This window comes from Micromonospora tarapacensis (assembly GCF_019697375.1).
GTDB classification, from domain to species: Bacteria; Actinomycetota; Actinomycetes; order Mycobacteriales; family Micromonosporaceae; genus Micromonospora; species Micromonospora tarapacensis.
This window is the reverse complement of record NZ_JAHCDI010000004.1, coordinates 87,495-104,861: the sequence shown is the minus strand read 5'-3', so window position 1 is coordinate 104,861 and position 17,367 is coordinate 87,495. Positions and strand designations below refer to the sequence as shown.

The 17,367-nt window shown below is 72.1% G+C and carries 18 protein-coding genes; 8 read left to right on the top strand and 10 right to left on the bottom strand.

Going from position 1 to position 17,367, the window contains the following annotated elements; translation table 11 throughout:
- Positions 1–5: 5 nt before the first annotated feature.
- A complete protein-coding gene (locus tag KIF24_RS06550; protein ID WP_221083270.1) occupies positions 6–347 on the bottom strand; it encodes an antibiotic biosynthesis monooxygenase in 342 nt (113 codons plus the stop codon).
- 29 nt (positions 348–376) lie between these two features.
- Between KIF24_RS06550 and KIF24_RS06545 the strand changes: the two genes are divergently transcribed.
- The 7 genes from KIF24_RS06545 (at position 377) to KIF24_RS06515 (ending at position 4,895) form a co-directional block, all read left to right on the top strand.
- Positions 377–634: a hypothetical protein gene (locus KIF24_RS06545; RefSeq protein ID WP_221083269.1), complete on the top strand. Its 258-nt coding sequence runs from the start codon at positions 377–379 to the stop codon at positions 632–634.
- A 77-nt stretch (positions 635–711) separates the two neighbouring features.
- Positions 712–1,692, top strand: a complete 981-nt coding sequence (locus tag KIF24_RS06540; RefSeq protein ID WP_221083268.1) for a metal ABC transporter substrate-binding protein — start codon at positions 712–714, stop codon at positions 1,690–1,692.
- Positions 1,689–2,453, top strand: a complete 765-nt coding sequence (locus KIF24_RS06535) for a metal ABC transporter ATP-binding protein (protein ID WP_221083267.1) — start codon at positions 1,689–1,691, stop codon at positions 2,451–2,453. Before KIF24_RS06540 ends, KIF24_RS06535 begins: the two co-directional genes overlap by 4 nt.
- Positions 2,450–3,319 carry a metal ABC transporter permease gene (locus KIF24_RS06530; RefSeq protein ID WP_221083266.1) on the top strand — a complete coding sequence of 290 codons (870 nt, stop codon included), beginning with the start codon at positions 2,450–2,452 and terminating at the stop codon, positions 3,317–3,319. The genes KIF24_RS06535 and KIF24_RS06530 overlap by 4 nt, the downstream gene beginning before the upstream one ends.
- A gap of 37 nt (positions 3,320–3,356) precedes the next feature.
- Complete coding sequence (locus KIF24_RS06525) at positions 3,357–3,656, top strand: ArsR/SmtB family transcription factor (RefSeq protein ID WP_093407467.1); 300 nt, start codon at positions 3,357–3,359, stop codon at positions 3,654–3,656.
- Between the two features lie 102 nt (positions 3,657–3,758).
- Entirely contained in the window at positions 3,759–4,157 is a 399-nt protein-coding gene (locus tag KIF24_RS06520; protein ID WP_221083265.1) for a Fur family transcriptional regulator, read from the top strand.
- Between the two features lie 81 nt (positions 4,158–4,238).
- Positions 4,239–4,895, top strand: coding sequence for a hypothetical protein (locus KIF24_RS06515; protein WP_331461022.1), 657 nt, complete (start codon positions 4,239–4,241; stop codon positions 4,893–4,895).
- A 132-nt stretch (positions 4,896–5,027) separates the two neighbouring features.
- Here KIF24_RS06515 and KIF24_RS06510 read toward each other — a convergent pair whose 3' ends face one another.
- From KIF24_RS06510 to KIF24_RS06470, 9 genes are all read right to left on the bottom strand, one after another.
- Entirely contained in the window at positions 5,028–7,046 is a 2,019-nt protein-coding gene (locus KIF24_RS06510) for an acyl-CoA dehydrogenase family protein (protein ID WP_221083264.1), read from the bottom strand.
- Positions 7,047–7,162: 116 nt separating this feature from the next.
- Positions 7,163–8,488: an MFS transporter gene (locus tag KIF24_RS06505; protein ID WP_221083263.1), complete on the bottom strand. Its 1,326-nt coding sequence runs from the start codon at positions 8,486–8,488 to the stop codon at positions 7,163–7,165.
- A 94-nt stretch (positions 8,489–8,582) separates the two neighbouring features.
- Positions 8,583–11,609, bottom strand: a complete 3,027-nt coding sequence (locus KIF24_RS06500; protein WP_221083262.1) for an adenylate/guanylate cyclase domain-containing protein — start codon at positions 11,607–11,609, stop codon at positions 8,583–8,585.
- A 135-nt stretch (positions 11,610–11,744) separates the two neighbouring features.
- The gene (locus KIF24_RS06495; protein WP_221083261.1) at positions 11,745–11,924 is read right to left on the bottom strand and encodes an aroma-sacti cluster domain-containing protein; all 180 of its coding nucleotides are present in this window, start codon (positions 11,922–11,924) and stop codon (positions 11,745–11,747) included.
- A 92-nt stretch (positions 11,925–12,016) separates the two neighbouring features.
- Complete coding sequence (locus KIF24_RS06490; protein WP_221083260.1) at positions 12,017–12,715, bottom strand: iron-containing redox enzyme family protein; 699 nt, start codon at positions 12,713–12,715, stop codon at positions 12,017–12,019.
- Positions 12,712–13,710, bottom strand: a complete 999-nt coding sequence (locus KIF24_RS06485) for a radical SAM protein (RefSeq protein ID WP_221083259.1) — start codon at positions 13,708–13,710, stop codon at positions 12,712–12,714. Before KIF24_RS06485 ends, KIF24_RS06490 begins: the two co-directional genes overlap by 4 nt.
- On the bottom strand, positions 13,707–14,780 hold the full coding sequence (locus KIF24_RS06480; protein WP_221083258.1) for a radical SAM protein: 1,074 nt from the start codon (positions 14,778–14,780) through the stop codon (positions 13,707–13,709). Before KIF24_RS06480 ends, KIF24_RS06485 begins: the two co-directional genes overlap by 4 nt.
- Positions 14,780–15,430 carry a GAF domain-containing protein gene (locus KIF24_RS06475; RefSeq protein ID WP_221083257.1) on the bottom strand — a complete coding sequence of 217 codons (651 nt, stop codon included), beginning with the start codon at positions 15,428–15,430 and terminating at the stop codon, positions 14,780–14,782. Before KIF24_RS06475 ends, KIF24_RS06480 begins: the two co-directional genes overlap by 1 nt.
- Positions 15,427–16,275, bottom strand: coding sequence for a S8 family serine peptidase (locus KIF24_RS06470; RefSeq protein ID WP_221083256.1), 849 nt, complete (start codon positions 16,273–16,275; stop codon positions 15,427–15,429). Before KIF24_RS06470 ends, KIF24_RS06475 begins: the two co-directional genes overlap by 4 nt.
- Positions 16,276–16,525: 250 nt before the next feature.
- Between KIF24_RS06470 and KIF24_RS06465 the strand changes: the two genes are divergently transcribed.
- Positions 16,526–17,353 (top strand): AfsR/SARP family transcriptional regulator, encoded by an 828-nt coding sequence (locus KIF24_RS06465; RefSeq protein ID WP_221083255.1) that lies wholly within the window; start codon positions 16,526–16,528, stop codon positions 17,351–17,353.
- Positions 17,354–17,367 lie beyond the last annotated feature (14 nt).

Sequence of the window (17,367 nt, the reverse complement as noted above, 5' to 3'; positions counted from 1 at the left end):
GCGGCTCAGCGGTAAGGACCCGCAGCCCGGTCGCTGGCGACCGTCACCACGTCACCGCCCGGGGCGGCGGTCGCCAACGACTCGTACGCGGACGGCTCGTCGATGCTCTCCGCGAGCAGCGGCACCGCCGTGATCTTGACGTCGAAGCCGCCCAGCGCCCGCCGGTAGGTGCCGACCGACTCCCACTCGGTGACCAGGCACCAGTGCCGGGGGTCGTCCAGCGCCCGGACCAGTTGCCCGCGCAGGTAGCCGGGCCGGGCGGCGAGGGCCGAGAGGGCCGCGTGGGCCCGGGCCGTGAACGCCTCGACGACGCTCTCGTCGACCACGAACCGGTTGGTCACCAGCACCGGATTCTCCTCCTCGTAGAGTCTGTGGCATGCAGCGTACGCAGCGCGGGATCGCCGGCCGGCTGGCCCGGGCCAACCCGACGACGGTGTTCCTGGTCACCCTGCTCCTGGTGCTGGTGGCGTTCTTCACCCCGGGCCTGGTCGGCGGGCTGCTGACCCTCCTGTTGGCCGGCGGGGTCGCCGCCCTGCTGGTGACCACCTGGCCGGTGCAAACTCCGCAGACCAGGGCAATCCGGTTGCTGGCGCTGACCCTGCTGGTCACCGCCGGCCTGGTGAAGTTGCTCTGAGCGTGGACCGAGACCCTCCCTGACATGCAATCATGCGTTTTTGACAATCATTCTCGTTGTCACGGAGAGTCGGTGTCATGACCTTCCGCCCCGCCCCGCGCGCCCTGGCCACCGCCGCGGCCGCACTGCTCGCCCTGACCGGCGTCACCGCCTGCTCGACCGACGACAGCCCGGCCGACGTCGACCCGCAGCCGGTCGACGTGGTGGCTGGTTTCTACCCGTTGCAGTTCCTCGCCGAGCGCATCGGCGGCGACGCGGTGTCCGTGACGAACCTGGCCCGCCCCGGTGCCGAGCCGCACGACCTGGAGCTGAACCCGAGCCAGGTCGGGCAGGTCAGCGAGGCGGAACTGGTCATCTTCCTGCACGGCTTCCAGCCCGCCGTGGACGAGGCGGTCGACCAGAACGCCGGTGACCGCGCCTTCGACGTGGCAGGCGTCGAGCCGCTGCTGGACGCCGCCGCCGGCGGCGGCCACGACCACGGCCACGAGGACGAGGAGGACGGTCACGAGGACGAGGAGCACGCCGAGGACGAGTCGGAGGCCAAGGACCCGCACGTCTGGCTCGACCCGACCCGGCTGGCCACCATCGGTGACAATCTCGCCGAGCGGCTCGGCGCCGCCGACCCGGACCGGGCCGGCGACTACACCCAGCGGGCGGCTGCCCTGCGTACCGAGCTGGAGACGCTCGACACCGAGTTCACCGAGGGCCTCCGGACCTGCGAGCGCCGGGAGATCGTGGTCAGCCATGCCGCCTTCGGCTACCTGGCGCAGAAGTACCAGCTTGAGCAGATCGGCATCAGCGGGCTGACCCCCGAGGACGAGCCGTCCCCGCAACGGCTGGCCGCGGTCGCCGAGGAGGCCCGGGAACACCAGGCCACCACCATCTTCTTCGAGACCCTGGTCAGCCCGAAGGTCGCCGAGACGATCGCCCGGGAGGTCGGCGCCCAGACCGCGGTGCTGGATCCGATCGAGGGCCTGTCCGGGGGGAACGGCGGGGACTACCTTTCGGTGATGCGTACCAACCTGCGGACCCTGAGGACGGCGTTGAGCTGCTCGTGACACCTGAAGTCATCACCGTCACGCACGGGGTGGTCGGCTACGACGGCCGCCCCGTGCTCCGTGACGTCTCGCTGACCGTGACCACCGGCGAGGTGGTCGCGATCCTCGGCGCCAACGGCTCCGGCAAGTCGACCCTGATCCGCGCCATTCTGGGGCTGGTTCCGCTCAGTGCCGGCGCCGTGACCCTCTTCGGCCAACCGGCACGCCGGTTCCGGCAGTGGCGCCGGATCGGGTACGTCCCGCAGCGCCTCGGTGCCGGCAGCGGTGTGCCGGCCACGGTGGCCGAGGTGGTCGCCTCCGGCCGGCTGGCCCGCCGCGGCGTCCTGCGTCCGCCGGCGCGCGCCGACCGGGAGGCCGTCACCGGGGCGCTGCGCGCCGTCGGCCTGGCCGACCGGGCGAACGATCCGGTGGCCACCCTCTCCGGCGGGCAGCAGCAACGAACGCTGATCGCCCGGGCGTTGGCCGGCCAGCCCGAGCTGCTGGTGCTCGACGAACCGACGGCCGGCGTGGACGCGGCCAGCCAGGAGGCGTTCGCCGGGGCGCTGCGAAGCTTCGTCGACGGCGGCGGGACGGTGCTGCTCGTCGCCCACGAACTCGGCCCGCTGCGCCCGCTGATCAGCCGGGCCGTCGTCGTCCACCAGGGGGTCGTCGCGCACGACGGCGCGGTGCCGGAACCGGCCGGGCACCACGCGGCGCCGGACCACGACCATGTGCACCCGCACGGTCCCGAGGAACCCGCCGGGCTGTGGAGCGCACGGTGAGTCTCTTCCAGTACGAATTCATGCTGCGCGCCCTGCTCGGTGCACTGATCATCGGCCTGGCCGCGCCGGCGCTCGGCATCTACCTGGTGCAGCGACGACTGGCGCTGATCGGGGACGGCATCGGGCACGTGGCGCTGACCGGCGTCGGCGCCGGCCTGCTCTTCCAGACCTCCCCTGTGATCATGGCGGTGGTCGCGGCGACCGTCGGCGCGATCATCATCGAGCTGATCCGCGAACGCGGTCGCACCTCCGGCGACCTGGCCCTCGCGCTGCTCTTCTACGGCGGCATCGCCGGCGGGGTGGTCCTGGTGGGCCTCTCCGACAGCACCAGCGCGAACCTCAACGCGTACCTGTTCGGGGCGTTGACCACCACCTCCCGCAACGACCTGGTGACCATCGCGGTGCTCGGCGTCGCGGTGCTGGTCACGATGATCGCGCTGCGACCCGCCCTCTTCGCGGTCTGCCACGACGAGGAGTACGCCCGGGTGTCCGGCCTGCCGGTACGAACGCTGAACCTGCTGCTCGCGGTGACCACCGCGATCACGGTGACGATCGCCATGCGGGCGGTCGGCGTGCTGCTGATCAGCGCGCTGATGGTCGTCCCGGTGGCCACCGCCCAGCAGGTCACCCGGGGATTCCGGACCACCATGGCGGCGGCGATGGCGCTCGGCCTTCTCGCCGCGGGTGCGGGCGTCTGGCTGGCGGCGGTCGCCGACACCGCGCCCGGCGCGTCGGTGGTGGTGCTCGCGATCGCCTCGTTCGTCGTGGTCACCCTGCTGGCCGCCGGTTGGCGCCGGATCCGCCGGGCCCGGCCGGAGCCGGCACCCGTGCCCGAACCGCACGAAGTGGTCCTCGGCGGATCCTGATCACGAGGTCCGCCTCGGTATTGGTTACCGTTACGGGATGACCAGCGGATCCGGCTACGATGCCTACGAGGGTGCCAGTGAGCTTCTGCGCGCCCTGTCGGCGCCGATCCGGCTGGCCATCGTCAGCGAGCTGGCCGGCGGTGAGCGTTGCGTGCACGAACTGGTCGACAAGCTCGGAGTCGCACAGCCGCTGGTCTCCCAGCATCTGCGGGTGCTCCGTGGCGCTGGCGTGGTCCGTGGTTCCCGGCGAGGCCGGGAGATCGCGTACACCCTGGTCGACGAGCACGTCGCGCACATCGTGGCCGACGCGGTCAGCCACGCCGGGGAGGGATCATGAACAAGCGAAGCGGAGTGCTGACATGAGCGAGCGGAGCGAGCGAGTCATCAGGCTCAGCGCCCTGGTGCCTCATGGCAGCACGCAGCGAAGCGGAGTGCTGACATGAGCGAGAGTGGTACCGCCGTCCGCAACACGCGCCAGCGCACCGCCGTGAGCGCCCTGCTGGCCGAGGTGGCGGGCTTCCACAGCGCCCAGGACCTGCACGCGATGCTGCGCGAGCGCGGCGAACGGGTCGGGTTGACCACGGTCTACCGGACGTTGCAGAACCTGGCCGACGCGGGTGAGATCGACGTGATGCGGCCACCGGGTGGCGAGCACCTCTACCGCCGGTGCAGCGAGGGGCATCACCACCACCTGGTCTGCCGGTCCTGCGGGCGGACGGTCGAGGTCGCCGGGCCGACGGTGGAGTCCTGGGCCGACCGGGTCGCCGCGCAGCACGGCTTCACCGACGTCAGTCACACCCTGGAGATCTTCGGCAGCTGCCCCGACTGTGCCCGCTGACCCCGGAACTGCATGATCCCCCGCCCCGGCGGCGCTGGGGACGGGATGCCCGGTGGGCCAGGCCGTGGCAGGCTGTCCGGCGTGAAGATCTACGCTGATCGCTTTCCGACCGCCCTGCGGCAACTACTCACCGATCTGCTCGTCGTCGCCTGGGTGTACGCGGCGATCCGGGGGGCGTTCTGGCTGCACGACCTGGTGCAGAAGCTGGCCGTACCCGGGCAGAAGCTGGAGGGGGCCGGCAGCGGGCTGGCCGACAACCTCGCCGAGGCCGGCGGGAAGGTCGGCCGCGTTCCGCTGGTCGGTGACGAGTTGACCGCCCCGTTCGAGCGGGCGGCCGACGCGGCCCGCTCGCTCGCCGAGGCGGGCCGGGACCAGCAGGAACTCGCCGACCAGTTGGCCCTGGCACTGGCCGTCGGGATGCTGATCGTGCCGCTCGGCCTGGTGCTGTTCGGCTGGCTGCCCCTGCGAGTCCGCTGGATGCGCCGGGCCGGTGCGGCGGCGGCGTTGGCCGCCGCACCCGCCGGCCGGGATCTGCTGGCCCTGCGCGCGCTGGCCGGTCAGCCGCTGCGCCGGCTGACCCGGATCGCCCCGGACGTGGCCGAGGCGTGGCGGCGTGGCGACGACGCCACGGTCGACGCCCTCGCCACCCTCGAACTACGAAGTCTCGGCCTCCACAACCCCACCCTGACCCACCCCATCCCCCGTCCCACCTCGTCCCACCCCGTCCCACCCCGTTGATCATGAAGTTAGCGGGCCATCTGGAGATCAAAGACCCCGCTAACTTCATGATCAACCCGACAGGCGCGGGCGCGGGCGCGGGTGGGGTGGGGTGGGGTGGGTCAGGGTGAGGTGGGTCAGGGGTGGGGTGGGTCAGGGGGTGGGGTGGGTCAGGGGGTGGGGGATGCGGCGGCGGGCGTCGTCGGTGACCGTGGACGGGCCAGGGGTCCAGGGGGCCACCCAGGGCAGATCGTCGGGCGGGGTGACCACACCCTCCTCGAGTGCGGCGTAGCGGCCGGCGAGGATCCGCTTGGCCGCCACCACGTCGATCGAGTCGGTGTTCTCCCACAGGGCGGTGAACAGCGCGTCGACCCGGACCCGGGCCTGGCGGCAGAACAGGTCGGCAAGCTCGACGTTTTCCGGTCGCGCCTCCCGCTCGGCGTGGGCACGTACGCAGACCGCGCTCATCGCGAACAGCTCGGCTCCGATGTCCACCAGCCGACCGAGGAACGCCTGCTTGCGCTCCATCCGGCCCTGCCAGCGGGACATCGCGTAGAAGGTGGACCGGGCCAGCTTCCGCGAGGCACGCTCCACGGCACGCAGGTGCCCGGCGAGCGGACCGAACTCGGCGTACCCGGTGGGCTGCTGCCCCCTGCCGACGGCGAGGGTCGGCAGCCACCGGGCGTAGAACGCACCGGCCCGCGCACCGGCCTTCGCCTTGCGGCCGAGCCCGGCGTCGGGGTCGATGATGTCCCCGGCGACGGAGAGGTGCGCGTCCACCGCCTCGCGGGCGATGAGCAGATGCATGATCTCGGTGGATCCCTCGAAGATCCGGTTGATCCGCAGGTCGCGCAGGATCTGCTCGACGGCGGCCGGGCGCTCCCCCCGGGCGGCGAGCGAATCGGCGGTTTCGTACCCCCGGCCACCCCGGATCTGGACCAGTTCGTCGGCGATCCGCCACGCCATCTCGCTGGCGTAGAGCTTCACCAGCGCCGCCTCGATCCGGATGTCGTTGCGGTCGTCATCGGCGAGCAGGCAACAGAGGTCGAGCATGGTCTCCATGCCGTACGTGGTCGCGGCGATGAACGAGAGCTTCTGGGCGACGGCCTCGTGCTCCCCCACCGGCCGGCCCCACTGGACCCGGTCGGCGGACCACTCGCGGGCCACGTTCAACGCCCACTTGCCGGCGCCGACGCACATCGCCGGCAACGACAACCGGCCGGTGGTCAGCGTGCTGAGGGCGATCCGGAGACCCTTGCCCTCACCGCCGATCACGTTCTCCTTCGGCACGAAGACGTCGTGGAAGCGGGTGAGGCTGTTCTCCAGGCCGCGCAGGCCGACGAAGGCGTTGCGCCGTTCGACGGTGATGCCCTCGGCGTCCCCGTCGACGACGAACGCGGTGATGCCGCCCCGGCGGCCCTCGCCCTTCGGCACCCGGGCCATCACCACCAACTGGGTGGCCACGGTGCCGTTGGTGGCCCACAGCTTGACGCCGTTGAGCCGGTAACCCGTGCCGTCGGGAGTCGGCTCCGCAGTGGTCGCCAACCGCGCCGGGTCGGAGCCGACGTCGGGCTCGGTGAGCAGGAACGCGGAGACCTCGCCGGCCGCCAGCCGCGGCAGGAAGCGCTGCTTCTGCTCCTCGCTGCCGAACATCTTCAACGGCTGGGGTACGCCGATCGACTGGTGCGCCGAGAGCAGCGCGCCGATCGCCGGGCTGATCGAGCCGGCCAGCATCAGCGCCCGGCAGTAGTGCAGGTTGCTGAGCCCCAGCCCGCCGTACTCCCGGTCGATCTTCATGCCGAAGGCGCCCAGCCGGGCCAGGCCCTGGAACACCTCGTCGGGAATGCGCGCGTCCCGGTCGATCGCCGCGCCGTCCACCTCGGAGCTGACGAACTCGCGGAGCCGGCCGAGGAAATCCTCGGCCCGCGCCTGGTCGGCCGGGTCCGGCCGGGGCCACGGGTCGATCAGGTCGAGCCGCAGCCGGCCCAGGAAGAGTTCCTTGCCGAAGCTGGGCCGGTCCCAGGTAGTCTGCCGGGCACCCTCGGCGACCTGGCGGGCCTCCTTCTCGGAAACCTGGCCCGCGGCCTGGTCGGAGACCCGGCCCGCGGCGCTCGGCGGGTCGGCACCACGACCGTCGGTGGCTGGCGAACGGTGATTCTCGGCGATGGCCACGGCAAACCCCCGGGCTGGATCCGGACACTCGGACTGTTCCGCCTGATCAGCAGGCTACCCGTCTTCGTTACCCAAAGGTAGCCACGGTTATCCGCGATGGTCCGACCAGGGCATGGTCAGCGGTCGGTCATCGCCTCACCCGCCGGTGCTGCGGGTTGTCCGACCACGGTCGCCGCCGGCTCCGCCGACTCCGGGACGGCCTGATCCGGGACGGCCTGATCCGGGACGGGCGGTTCCGCCGGCCCGATGTCCAGCCCTCGCTGGCGGATCGCGGTCACGACGGCGATCACCAGCAGGCCGGCTCCGGCGATGGCGAAGAGCGGACCGAGCCCGATCAGCGGCACGAGCGCCGCTGCCACCATCGGCGCCAGCACCTGCAGGATCGTCGGCACCACGGCGGTCGCCGTCCAGACGCGCCCCAGCAGATGGTCGGGGGTGGAGGACTGCACGATGTACGGGTACGGCACGAGCACCCCGGCGCTCGCCACGCCGATCAGGAAGACCGCGCCGAGCCAGACCGCGCCGGGAGCGCGCAGGCTGGCCGCGATGGAGACACCCAGCACCACCACCACCGCTCCGACGATCACCTGCGCCGCGGCGATGATCAGGAATGGCCGGAACCGGTCACCCCACTGCCCGACCACCACGGCGCCCACGACCCCGCCGAAACCGACCGCGGCCACCAGGTAGCCGATGTACGACGGATCGAGTCCCAGCGCGCGCACCGCGAGCGGAGTCATCGCGTCGTAGAGGAAGACCATGAACACCGTCACCGCCAGGACGGCGACCACCATGCGCAACGCGGAGGTGCGGCCCACGAAGCGGACCCCCTCGACGAGTTCCCTGAGGTATCCGCTCGGCCCCTCGACCCGCTGCGGGCGGGGGATCACCAGGCCGATGAGGATGAGTGCGCTGAGGAAGTACGTCAACGCGTTCACGAGAATGATGTTGCGGGGTTCCACGAATGCGATGAACAGACCACCGACAGCCGGCCCGACAATTTTTACGGTCTGCACCATCGTCTGGGTCAACGCATTGGCGGCCAGCAGATTCTCCTGCGGAACGGCAGCCTTGAGCGCACGTTGCTGGGCCGGCAGGAATGCGGTGGCACTGAGCGATCGTAGGGCCAGCAGAATTGCCAGAAAGGCGAGGTTCGGCGACAGGAACATGGCCGCCGTGAGCACCCCTCGGGCGATGTCCGCGGTGACCATGACCACGCGCGGTGACCGCCGGTCGACCAGCACACCGACAAGCGGCGCAAGGAGTTGGGGAGCGGCGATGGACACGCCGACCACGGCGAGCCCGGTGGCGCCGTGTCGCCACACCACGGTGACGAGAACGAGGACCGCGACGAAATCCAGCCAGTCGCCGGTGGCGGAAGTCGCCGTGCTGAAGAAAAGGCGCCGATAGTTGGCCGAGCGCAGCGGCTTCAATGCGTTCATGGGCTCCCCATTCGAAGCGACGCTGTCGACCAACGCCTGCAGGTTACATCGAATCGACGTGCCGATCTAGACATCCGAGCGACCACCGATGGCATCATTTCCCGCCTTCGCTTCCGTTTCGGGCCACCGGCGGCGGGCCGGCCAACGAACGCGCGACCAGCCGGTCGCCCTTGACCTGCGCGGCATCGGCGAGCTGCCGGCGTACGTCCTGGACGAGGTCGGCATCCAGGAGACCGCCGGCGACCCGGACCACCGTCAACAGTGGTTCGATGACCGCGCCCGCGCCGGCGATACCCTTGATCACCCGCGCGGCCCGGAACAGCGCGCGGGCGGCGGACTCCCGGTCACCCGCTCCGGCCTCCCGTACGGCTCGGTGCAGCAGTCCCAGGCTCGACATCCGCCAGTCACGCGGATCGGTCGGGCCCGGCGGCGGCGTCCCCGGACCGATCCGGCCGGCGATCAGATCTGCTTTCAGTCGCACCCGCTGCGCGTCCGCCGTCAGGCCGACCGCCTGGAATCCCCGTACGGCGGAGCCGAGCGCCGCCAGCACCCCGGCCACGTCACCGTCGCGCAGCCGAAGGACCGCCTCGAACTCCGCCAGCGAGGCGAGGCCCGCGACGTGGTCGAGTTGGCGCAGCAACTGCTCCGACTCGGCGAGCACCTCCCAGGCCGCCCCGGCGTCGTCGGTCATGTGCCGCAACAGGGCCAGCGGGCAGCCGACCGCCGCGCGCAGCACCGGCGTGGCGGCGACCTCCCGGTAGACATCGGTGACGGTGACGAGCGCCTCCCCCGCCGGCCGATCCGAGTAGGCCAACGTCAGGGCGTGGTTGCCGTAGATCTCGGCGACTCCGTAGGAGACGGGCGTGCCCCGCACCCGCGCCACCGCCTCGGTGAAGGCCCGGTCGGCCGACGCGTAGTCACCCCGGTCGGTGTGTGCCAGACCGGCGACCAGCGACGCCCGGGCCAGCGCACCCGGGTCGCCGGACCGCTGCGCCATCGCGCTGCCCCGACGCAGGGCCGCGAGGTCCACCGCACCGTCGCGGACCATCCGGGCGATGGCCGTCGTCAGGAACAGGTGTGCGGCGGCGCCGTACCGCCCCCGTTCCCCCGCTCGTCCGGCGGCCTCCTCACCGAGCCGGATCGCCTCGGCCGGATCCCCCCGGGACAGCGCCACGTACGCCTCGACCGAGGCCACCTCCGCACCGTCCCCGCCCGCTGGACACAGCAGCCGCGCCCGGGCCAGGAAGTCGGTGGCCGCCTGCAACTCACAGCCCGCCGCGGCGAACCGGGCGGCGCCGACGAACGCCTGGGCGGCGGCCTGGGCGGCGCGTACCGCCTCCGCAGCCATCGGGTCGATCTCCTGCCACGCCCGGTGCGCCCGGTCCGCGTGCGCCGCGAGGATCTCCACCGCCGCCGGTTCGGCATCGAGGCGACCGCGGGTCTCCTGGGCGATCCGGGTGTGGATGGCGGCGCGGTCCCGCGCTCCCAACCGCCGGTACGCCACCTCCGCCACGGCCGGCGCGGCGAAGCGCAGCACACCGGTCTGCTCGCCGAACGCGAGCAGACCCACGTCGAGCAGCCGTTCCAGCCCCGGCCCGGTAGCTCCCTCGATCATGTCCAGGGCGACCGCCGGGAACTCCTGGCCCAGCGCCGCGAGCCGGGCGATCAGGAGCCGGTCCCCGGCCGCCAGGCGGTCCAGACGCTCCCCGATCACCGCCTCCGCCGTCGGCGGGATCAGGTCCCCGTCCTCGACGACCTCCTTCATGAGCAGGGCGATCTGCTCCAGGTAGAGCGGGTTGCCGCCGGAGAGCTGCACCAGTTCTCCGGTGCGGTCCCCGACGGTGTGCGCCGAGACGTCGCCGGCCAGCGCACCGAAGAGCGCGTACGCGTGCTCGTGCGGCAGGGGTCCCACCCGCAGCGACCGGCTCGGGTTGTCCGGCGCCCGGGACTGGTCCGGGCCACGGCCGGTGGTGATCAGCACCAGCGCTGCGTCGACCGGCGCGGCGGCGAGGTCGTCGACCAGCGCGGCGAGCGGATGGGCGAACCGCTCACGGTTCTCCAGGACGAGCAGCAGCGGCCGGTGCCGGGCGGTCTCGGTGAGCAGTTGACGGATCCGCCAGTGCAGCTCCACCCGGGTCTGCACGCTGCTGGTCCCGCCGCCCGACACCGGGTCCGGCTCCCCGCCGAGCGGTGCCAGGCTGGCCAGCATCTGGTAGAGCGGCCAGAGAGCGTAGCTCTCCTGTTCCGTCGTCGTGGTGGGCAGCACGAGGCACGCCGCCTCGGTGGCGAACTCGGTGAGGACGTGTTCCACCAGCCGGCTCTTGCCGATGCCCGCCTCACCGATGATCTCGATGACCACGGAGCACCCGCCGGTCACCCCCGCGCGAACCATCTCCCGGAACGTCTCCGTCAGGTCGGCCCGGTCGACGAACGGGCTGGAGTCGGGGCGGCGGGGTGGCGACTCCTCGCCGACCCGCCAGGCCGACAGCGGCTCCGTGAACCCCTTGGCCCGCACATCGGGCAGTCTCGTGGTCTCGAACCGGTCCCGAACCAGCAGCCAGGTACGCAGGTCGACGGCGACCTCCCCGTCCGTGGCGGTTGCCTGCAACCGGGCGGCCCGGTTGAGCGTCCGGCCGATCGCGAACGAGGAGTTGCGATGCTCGCTGACCGCCACCCGGCCCGACGCCACGCCCAGCCGGATCGACAGGCTGACACCGCGACCGCCGACCATCCGGGACGCCTCCCGGTCGACCGCGGCGACCGCCGCGCGGGCCGCCAGGACGGCGGAGTGGGCGTCCTCCTGGCTGGCCGAGTCGACCCCGAAGACGGCGACGACCGCGTCCCCGATGAACTTCTCGACCCGCCCCCCGTGGGCGGCGAGGCACTCTCCCACCAGGGCGAAGTAGCGGGTGAGCAGCCCACTCCACGCCTCGGTGCTGAACTGTCCCGCCAGCTCGGTGGACCGGGCCAGGTCCACGAAGACCACCGACACGGTACGCAGGCCGACGTTGCCGGAGTCGGCGGCCAGCGGCGCCGCGCAGGCGATGCAGTACTGGGCCTCGTCGGGGTTCACCGTCCGGCAACCCCGGCACTGCGCCGACCATCCCTGCTGCCGTGTCACGTGTCCCCTCCACCCCAGCTGGCGATCATGGCTCCCGGCCGTGCCGGGAGCCATGACGCCGACCTACGACATCCGGATCAGGTCGTCCGGATCTCCACGCGGTTCACTCTCGGTGGCCACAGGAGAGGGCGAGTGTCACCAGAACACCCCGCCGTCACCGTGACCCTCGACGTCGCCGACACTGTCCATCCGCTGCTTGAGCTGGGAAAGCACCCGCACCTCATCCTCGGTCAGCGACTCGAGGACCTCCCGGTACTCGGGCTGGAGCTGGTCGGGGGCGATACCCAGCGCGCGGAGCGCTGCGATGTCCGCCATAACTTCACCTCCTCTCGTTGGACGACTCATCCGTCGGCCGCTGGTGGTCACGCCACCCGTCACGGCCGTCGGAGCCGATGGGTCCTCGCCGGTCATGCCGCGCGAGAGACCGAAACCAGGGACGGGGCGCTGCCGAGCACCTCGTCGACCACGTCGCAGATGGCGTGCACGGTGTGCAGTGCGCTGCTGAGGATGAGCGCCTCGTGCCACGGCTCCAGGGGAAGCCGGTCGAGGGCCTCGTGCAGTTCGCGCCGGTGCCGGACGTCGAGGGAGGCGTGCCGCTCCAGCGTCCGGAATGCCTCGGCGGGCAGTCCCGTGCTGGCGCACAGCTTGTCGACCAGCCGCGGGTTCGGGGGGTTGCCCTCCAGCACCGCGATGTGGCCGAGCAGGGCGACCGGGTGGCGGTGCTCGATCCAGTAGTACTGCGCGCCCACCAGCGCCGCCACGCCGGCCGAGGGGTTGACGTCGCGCACCTGCGCCGGATCACCGCCCGCCGCCGCGTAGTCCTCCAGCACCCATTCGTCGTGCCCGAACTCCTCCCGGATGTGCTTGGCGAAGTAGCGGGCGAGGCCCTGGGTGAGCGGGTCCGGTGCCTGCAGGCAACGCTGGGTCGCCAGCAGCATCAACGGAACCGTGGACCGGATCATGCAGTGGGTGGCCGCCAACCAGGACAGGTAGACGGCCCGCTGGTCGGGCTGTGCCCACAGGCGCTGCAGGTGCGCCATCATGCCCGGTACCACCAGGTCGAGCTTCACCAGCAGGCGGCGGCTGGCCGACAGTTGCCGAGTCATTTCCGATCCCCTCCGTAGGCATTTCCGATGGCGGCCACGACGGCTCTCGTCCGGTCCGAACGGTCGACCTCCTCGTGGATCCGCCAGCACGGCCCGCAGATCGACTCGAAGCGGTCGCTGGCCAGGTCCGCCAGGCCGGGGGCGGCGGCGAAGAGGTGCGGCCGGGCCGCGCCGACCGCGGCCAGGACCGGCGAACGCCAGTTCTCGTCGAGTACGTCGAGCAGCTCGTACCGGTCGGCGATCCGCCGCCGCAGCGCCGCCGGACCGGCACCCATCACCACCCGCTCGTTGCAGCAGGGCACCACGACCCCGTCGTAGCGAACCGTCGGCGACCGGGTGAGCCGGCAGGGCGGCAGTTGGTCGGCGGGCCGGCGGGTGGTCACCTGGAAGACCAGTTGCCCGCGCCCGTGCGGCAGCGGCGGGATGGTGACCAGGTCGGCGTGCGCCGGCCAGTCCGGGCCGTACAGGTCGACGAGGGTGTCCCGGACGCCGTCGAGCTGGTCCGCCTCGTCCAGCGCCTGCACCACCAGCCGGCAGCCGGCCCGGCTGATGAAGCCCGCCGCCTGGGCGAACCGCTGCCGCGCGACCGTGCCCTGATGGAAGCTGTCCGTGCTGAGCACCACCGTCGAGGTCTCGGCGAGGATCCGCTCGATCCAGGGTTGGCACCGCCGGCCACCGGCCCAGTAGCCGCTGGTGAAGATCACGACACTCAACCCGGCCGCGCGGAACCGGCTGACCGCGAGTTGCAGCGCCCGACGGTCGGCGAAGGGTTCCCCGCCGGAGATCGCCACCACCTCCACGGTCGGCGACGCGGCGATGCCGGCGAGCACCTCCTCGTACAACTCGTAGTCGGTGACGGTGGGGCTGTCCGGACGCGAGTCCACGGAGCAGTGCCCGCAGCCGACCGGGCAGCGATCGGTGACCATGAGCAGGACCGTCCGGCCGGGCTGGGCGCGCAGCGCCTCGGTCTCCTGATGGGTCAGTCGGCGGATCACGGCGCCTCCCGACCGAGGGTGACCAGTTCGCTGTACCTGGGGGCGCCGAGCCGGCGGGCGAAGCCGTCGGCGCCGGCGCGCTGCGTCATCAGCCCGCCGACCAGTTCCAGGCCGGCACCGGCCTCGGTGTCCAGGTAGCGCTCGACGGCGGGGGCGATCCCCGGATCGCCGGCCAGGGCGACGCAGGTTCCGCAGTAGCTGGGCGACCCCGACGGTGCCGCGGCGAAGAGGCTCTCGACGTGCAACGGACCGGCCAGGCGGATGGCCCGCAGCATCGGGCTGTGCAGGGCCCGTTCGCGGATGACCGGCCATGGATCGGTCTCCGCGTGGCCGAGGACGAGGTGCTCGGGGCGGTGCCGTGCGACGACGTCCTGTGCGCAACAGGCGAAGACCGTCCCCTCGTAGTGGACCAGCGGCCAGGCCGCCAGGCCGCACGGGATGACCGCGCCGGGTATCAGCACCTCCTCCTGCTCGCTGACGAAGCGCTGTGCCCGGCCGCGCGGGTTGACGTGGTCGACCAGGATCGGGACCTCGTCGGCGAACTCGGCGCGCACGTCGCGGACCAGACCGGCGAGGTAGGGATCCTCGTCGTCCAGCCCGGTGAGCTGGAAGCTCACCGCGGGAACCCACCGACGGATCCGGTGCATGGCCGCGAAGACCTCGGCCCGGCTCACCTCCCGCTCGTGGAACTCGTCCAGGCTCGCGGTGAAGTGGTCGACGGACGCGATCGCCTCGCGCACCGCCCGCGGGATCTGCCGCCCGTCGCGGGCGAAGTACATCCCGGAGAGCAGGACGGTACGGCCACCGGCCCGCCGCGTACCGGCCGCCAGGTAGCGGACCAGTTCGGCCCGGAGCAGCGCCTCCCCGCCGGAGAGGTAGACCAGGTCCGGCCGGCACTGCGGGGTGAAGGAGTCGACCAGGTTCCGGAACGGCTGGTCCGGATACTCCTCACTGCTGATCATCGAGTTGGTGGAGCAGTGGCTGCACGACAGCGGGCAGCGGCGGGTCAGCGCCATCAGCACGCCGGCCGCCGGCCGGGTACGGCGTTCCAGGATCTCCACCAGGTGCATCAGATCTCCCCCTCCGGCGCGCCGGTCCTGATCCTGGTCCGCAGCAGCGCGTCCAGTGCCAGCACGAAGTCCGAGACGACCGCGCCGTCCCGCTCGGGCGTGCCGTGCAGGGTGTCGGCCAACCGGTTCCACTGCGAGGGTTCGGCGCCGGTCGAGGCATCGATCCGGCGAGCCGTCACCAGCAGGTCGAGGGCGAGGGACAGGTGCCGGGCCAGTGAGCCGAGCAGGTCCATGGCCTCGGTTCCGGCGAACCGGTCGAGATCCGGGTCGAGCACCTCGAAGACCCCGGTGACGCCGTCGCCCTGCAGCGGAGCGGCCACGATGCACCGGGGCACGTAGCCGGTGCGCTCGGCGAACTCCCGGTCGAAACGGGAGTCGGCCCGTACGTCGTGGGCGATGACGGTCTCGTCGGACTGGAGCACCCAGCCGGCGATGCCACGCTGGGCCGGCACCGAGGCACCGACGACCCGGTCCTCACCGATGCCCGACGACGCCTCCAGCACCAGGTGGTTCGTCTGCTCGTCGTAGACGAAGATCGAGGCTGCCGCCCCGGCGAAGGTCAGCCTTGCCAGCCGGACCGCCGAGCGGACCAGGGCGTCGTGGATCGCACCGGAGGCCCGGGCATGACCAGGCGCGTGAGCATGAGTCATGGCTTAGAGTCCTTTGTGACGTTGTCGGCGAGGGCCGTGAGGGTCTGGCGCAGCTGCTCGGTGCCGAACTCGGGATGCCGGTGCAGCACCCGCGCACACAACCCGGTAACGTGCGGCGCGGCGAAGCTGTTGCCGGACATCCGGCAGGAGCCGCCGCCGACCCGGGTGGACAACACCTCGACCCCGTGGGCGAAGAAGTCGACCGGTGGTGCGGGATTGGCTTCGAGGTGCTCCGGGTCCGGCACGCCGTGCGCGCCGACCGAGATGGTGGTCGGCAACCGCCACGGATAGCTCACGAACGGCCCGTTGTGCGCCGCCGCGACGACCGTGGTGCCCTGGGTGAAGGCCCGGTCGAGGATGTCGCGCAGGCGTTCCTTGCGGCCGGGGTCCGTGGTGGACAGGCTCAGGTTGACGAGCTTGTACCCGTGCTCGACGGCCCATTCGAGCGCGTGCAGGAGCAGTTCGCCGCGCCCGCGCAGGAGCGCACCGGTGAGTACCCGGATGCTGGTTATCGCGCAGCCTGGCGCCATCCGCCGGATGATGGCGGCACAGGCGGTGCCGTGCCCCGACGGGTCGGACTCCTCGTCCGCCACGATGCGCGGTACACCGCCACCGTCGAGTTCGACTGCCAGAGCCGTGATCTCGGCTCCGGCCAACTCCTCGTGCAACCGGTCGACGCCGGAGTCGATGAGGCACACCCGCACCCCCGTGGCGTTCGGCTGGCCCCATGCCCACGACTTCGACACCGGCTGCTCGTAGGGCAGCCGTCCGGCGGACAGCCGTGCACCGGACGACGAGTGAGCGAACCTGGCCCTCCTCCGGGGCGTCACGGTCGACTCGCTCATCCATCACTCCAGCGGCTGTGCTCGGTTCGGACGTCGCCGCCGCGGCGTCCGATCGGATGCCGGCAATGCTTGCCGAGCGACGCGCACGCGGCGCACACCCGGCGCACACGGGGCACGGCCGCCGGCGCTGCGCATGGACGCGGCCCGGTGGGAAGGATCTGGGAAGGAGGCGGCAAGCGCCGGCCACTAGCGTCGGCCGTACGGACGCACGCGACGGGTTCGCGGCCATCCGAACGGGGGAACTGTGGACATGACCTTCTCGATCCTCGGGCCGGCGCGGGTGGCGGTGGCCGGGGTTCCCGTGCCGATCGATTCGCCGGCGCTGCGCGCCGTGCTCGCCGCCCTGCTGATCAGCCGCGAGCACCAGCTGCGGTTCGACGGCTTCGAGCGCGTCCTGTGGGACCGGCCGCCGCCGTCGTCGGAGTCCAACATCCGCAGCTACGTCGCCCGCCTACGGGCCCGGTTCCGCACCGCCGGTCCGGACCTGGAGGCCCGGCTGACCAGTGCCCGGGGACGTGGCGGCTACCTGTTGCGGGTCGCCGACGGCGAGTTCGACCTGGCGGTGTTCACCGAGCTGACCCGCCGGGCACAGGCCCGGCTGCGGCAGGGGCGGCTAGACGACGCGGCCGACCTGCTGCACCGGGCGGTGGGGCTGTGGCACGGCCCGGCCGGCTCCGACGTCAACGTCAGCGGCGCCCTGATGCGCCTGCTGGAGGACCTGGACGAGCAGCGCGTGGTGGCGGTGGAGGATCTGCTGGACGTCCGGCTCGCGCTCGGCGAGTCCGGGTCGCTGCTACAGCAGCTCAGGACGATGGTGCTGGAGAATCCCACCCGGGAACGGCCGCGCGCCCAGCTCATCCGCGCGCTCTACCTCGCCGGTGACCCGTCCGGAGCCCTGCTGGCGTACCAGCAGGCCCGGGCGGACTTCGACGAACTGCTCGGCATCGGGCTGCCGGAACGGATCGAGCGTCTCCAGCACGCGGTGCTGCGCCGCGACGAGGGCTGGATCCGGCAGACTCCGGCGGTGGCCACCACCGGCCGGGTCTCGCCGGCCGGCGCGCAAGTGGTGGGCGCCTGAATGCGGGCGACCCG

Excerpts from the sequence above, each read along its gene's own strand:
- KIF24_RS06545 (WP_221083269.1), top strand. The coding sequence starts at position 377 with ATGCAGCGTACGCAGCGCGGGATCGCCGGCCGGCTGGCCCGGGCCAAC.
- KIF24_RS06540 (WP_221083268.1), top strand. The coding sequence starts at position 712 with ATGACCTTCCGCCCCGCCCCGCGCGCCCTGGCCACCGCCGCGGCCGCA.
- KIF24_RS06525 (WP_093407467.1), top strand. The coding sequence starts at position 3,357 with ATGACCAGCGGATCCGGCTACGATGCCTACGAGGGTGCCAGTGAGCTT.
- KIF24_RS06520 (WP_221083265.1), top strand. The coding sequence starts at position 3,759 with ATGAGCGAGAGTGGTACCGCCGTCCGCAACACGCGCCAGCGCACCGCC.
- KIF24_RS06505 (WP_221083263.1), bottom strand. The coding sequence starts at position 8,488 with ATGAACGCATTGAAGCCGCTGCGCTCGGCCAACTATCGGCGCCTTTTC.
- KIF24_RS06495 (WP_221083261.1), bottom strand. The coding sequence starts at position 11,924 with ATGGCGGACATCGCAGCGCTCCGCGCGCTGGGTATCGCCCCCGACCAG.
- KIF24_RS06490 (WP_221083260.1), bottom strand. The coding sequence starts at position 12,715 with ATGACTCGGCAACTGTCGGCCAGCCGCCGCCTGCTGGTGAAGCTCGAC.
- KIF24_RS06480 (WP_221083258.1), bottom strand. The coding sequence starts at position 14,780 with ATGCACCTGGTGGAGATCCTGGAACGCCGTACCCGGCCGGCGGCCGGC.
- KIF24_RS06475 (WP_221083257.1), bottom strand. The coding sequence starts at position 15,430 with ATGACTCATGCTCACGCGCCTGGTCATGCCCGGGCCTCCGGTGCGATC.
- KIF24_RS06470 (WP_221083256.1), bottom strand. The coding sequence starts at position 16,275 with ATGAGCGAGTCGACCGTGACGCCCCGGAGGAGGGCCAGGTTCGCTCAC.
- KIF24_RS06465 (WP_221083255.1), top strand. The coding sequence starts at position 16,526 with ATGACCTTCTCGATCCTCGGGCCGGCGCGGGTGGCGGTGGCCGGGGTT.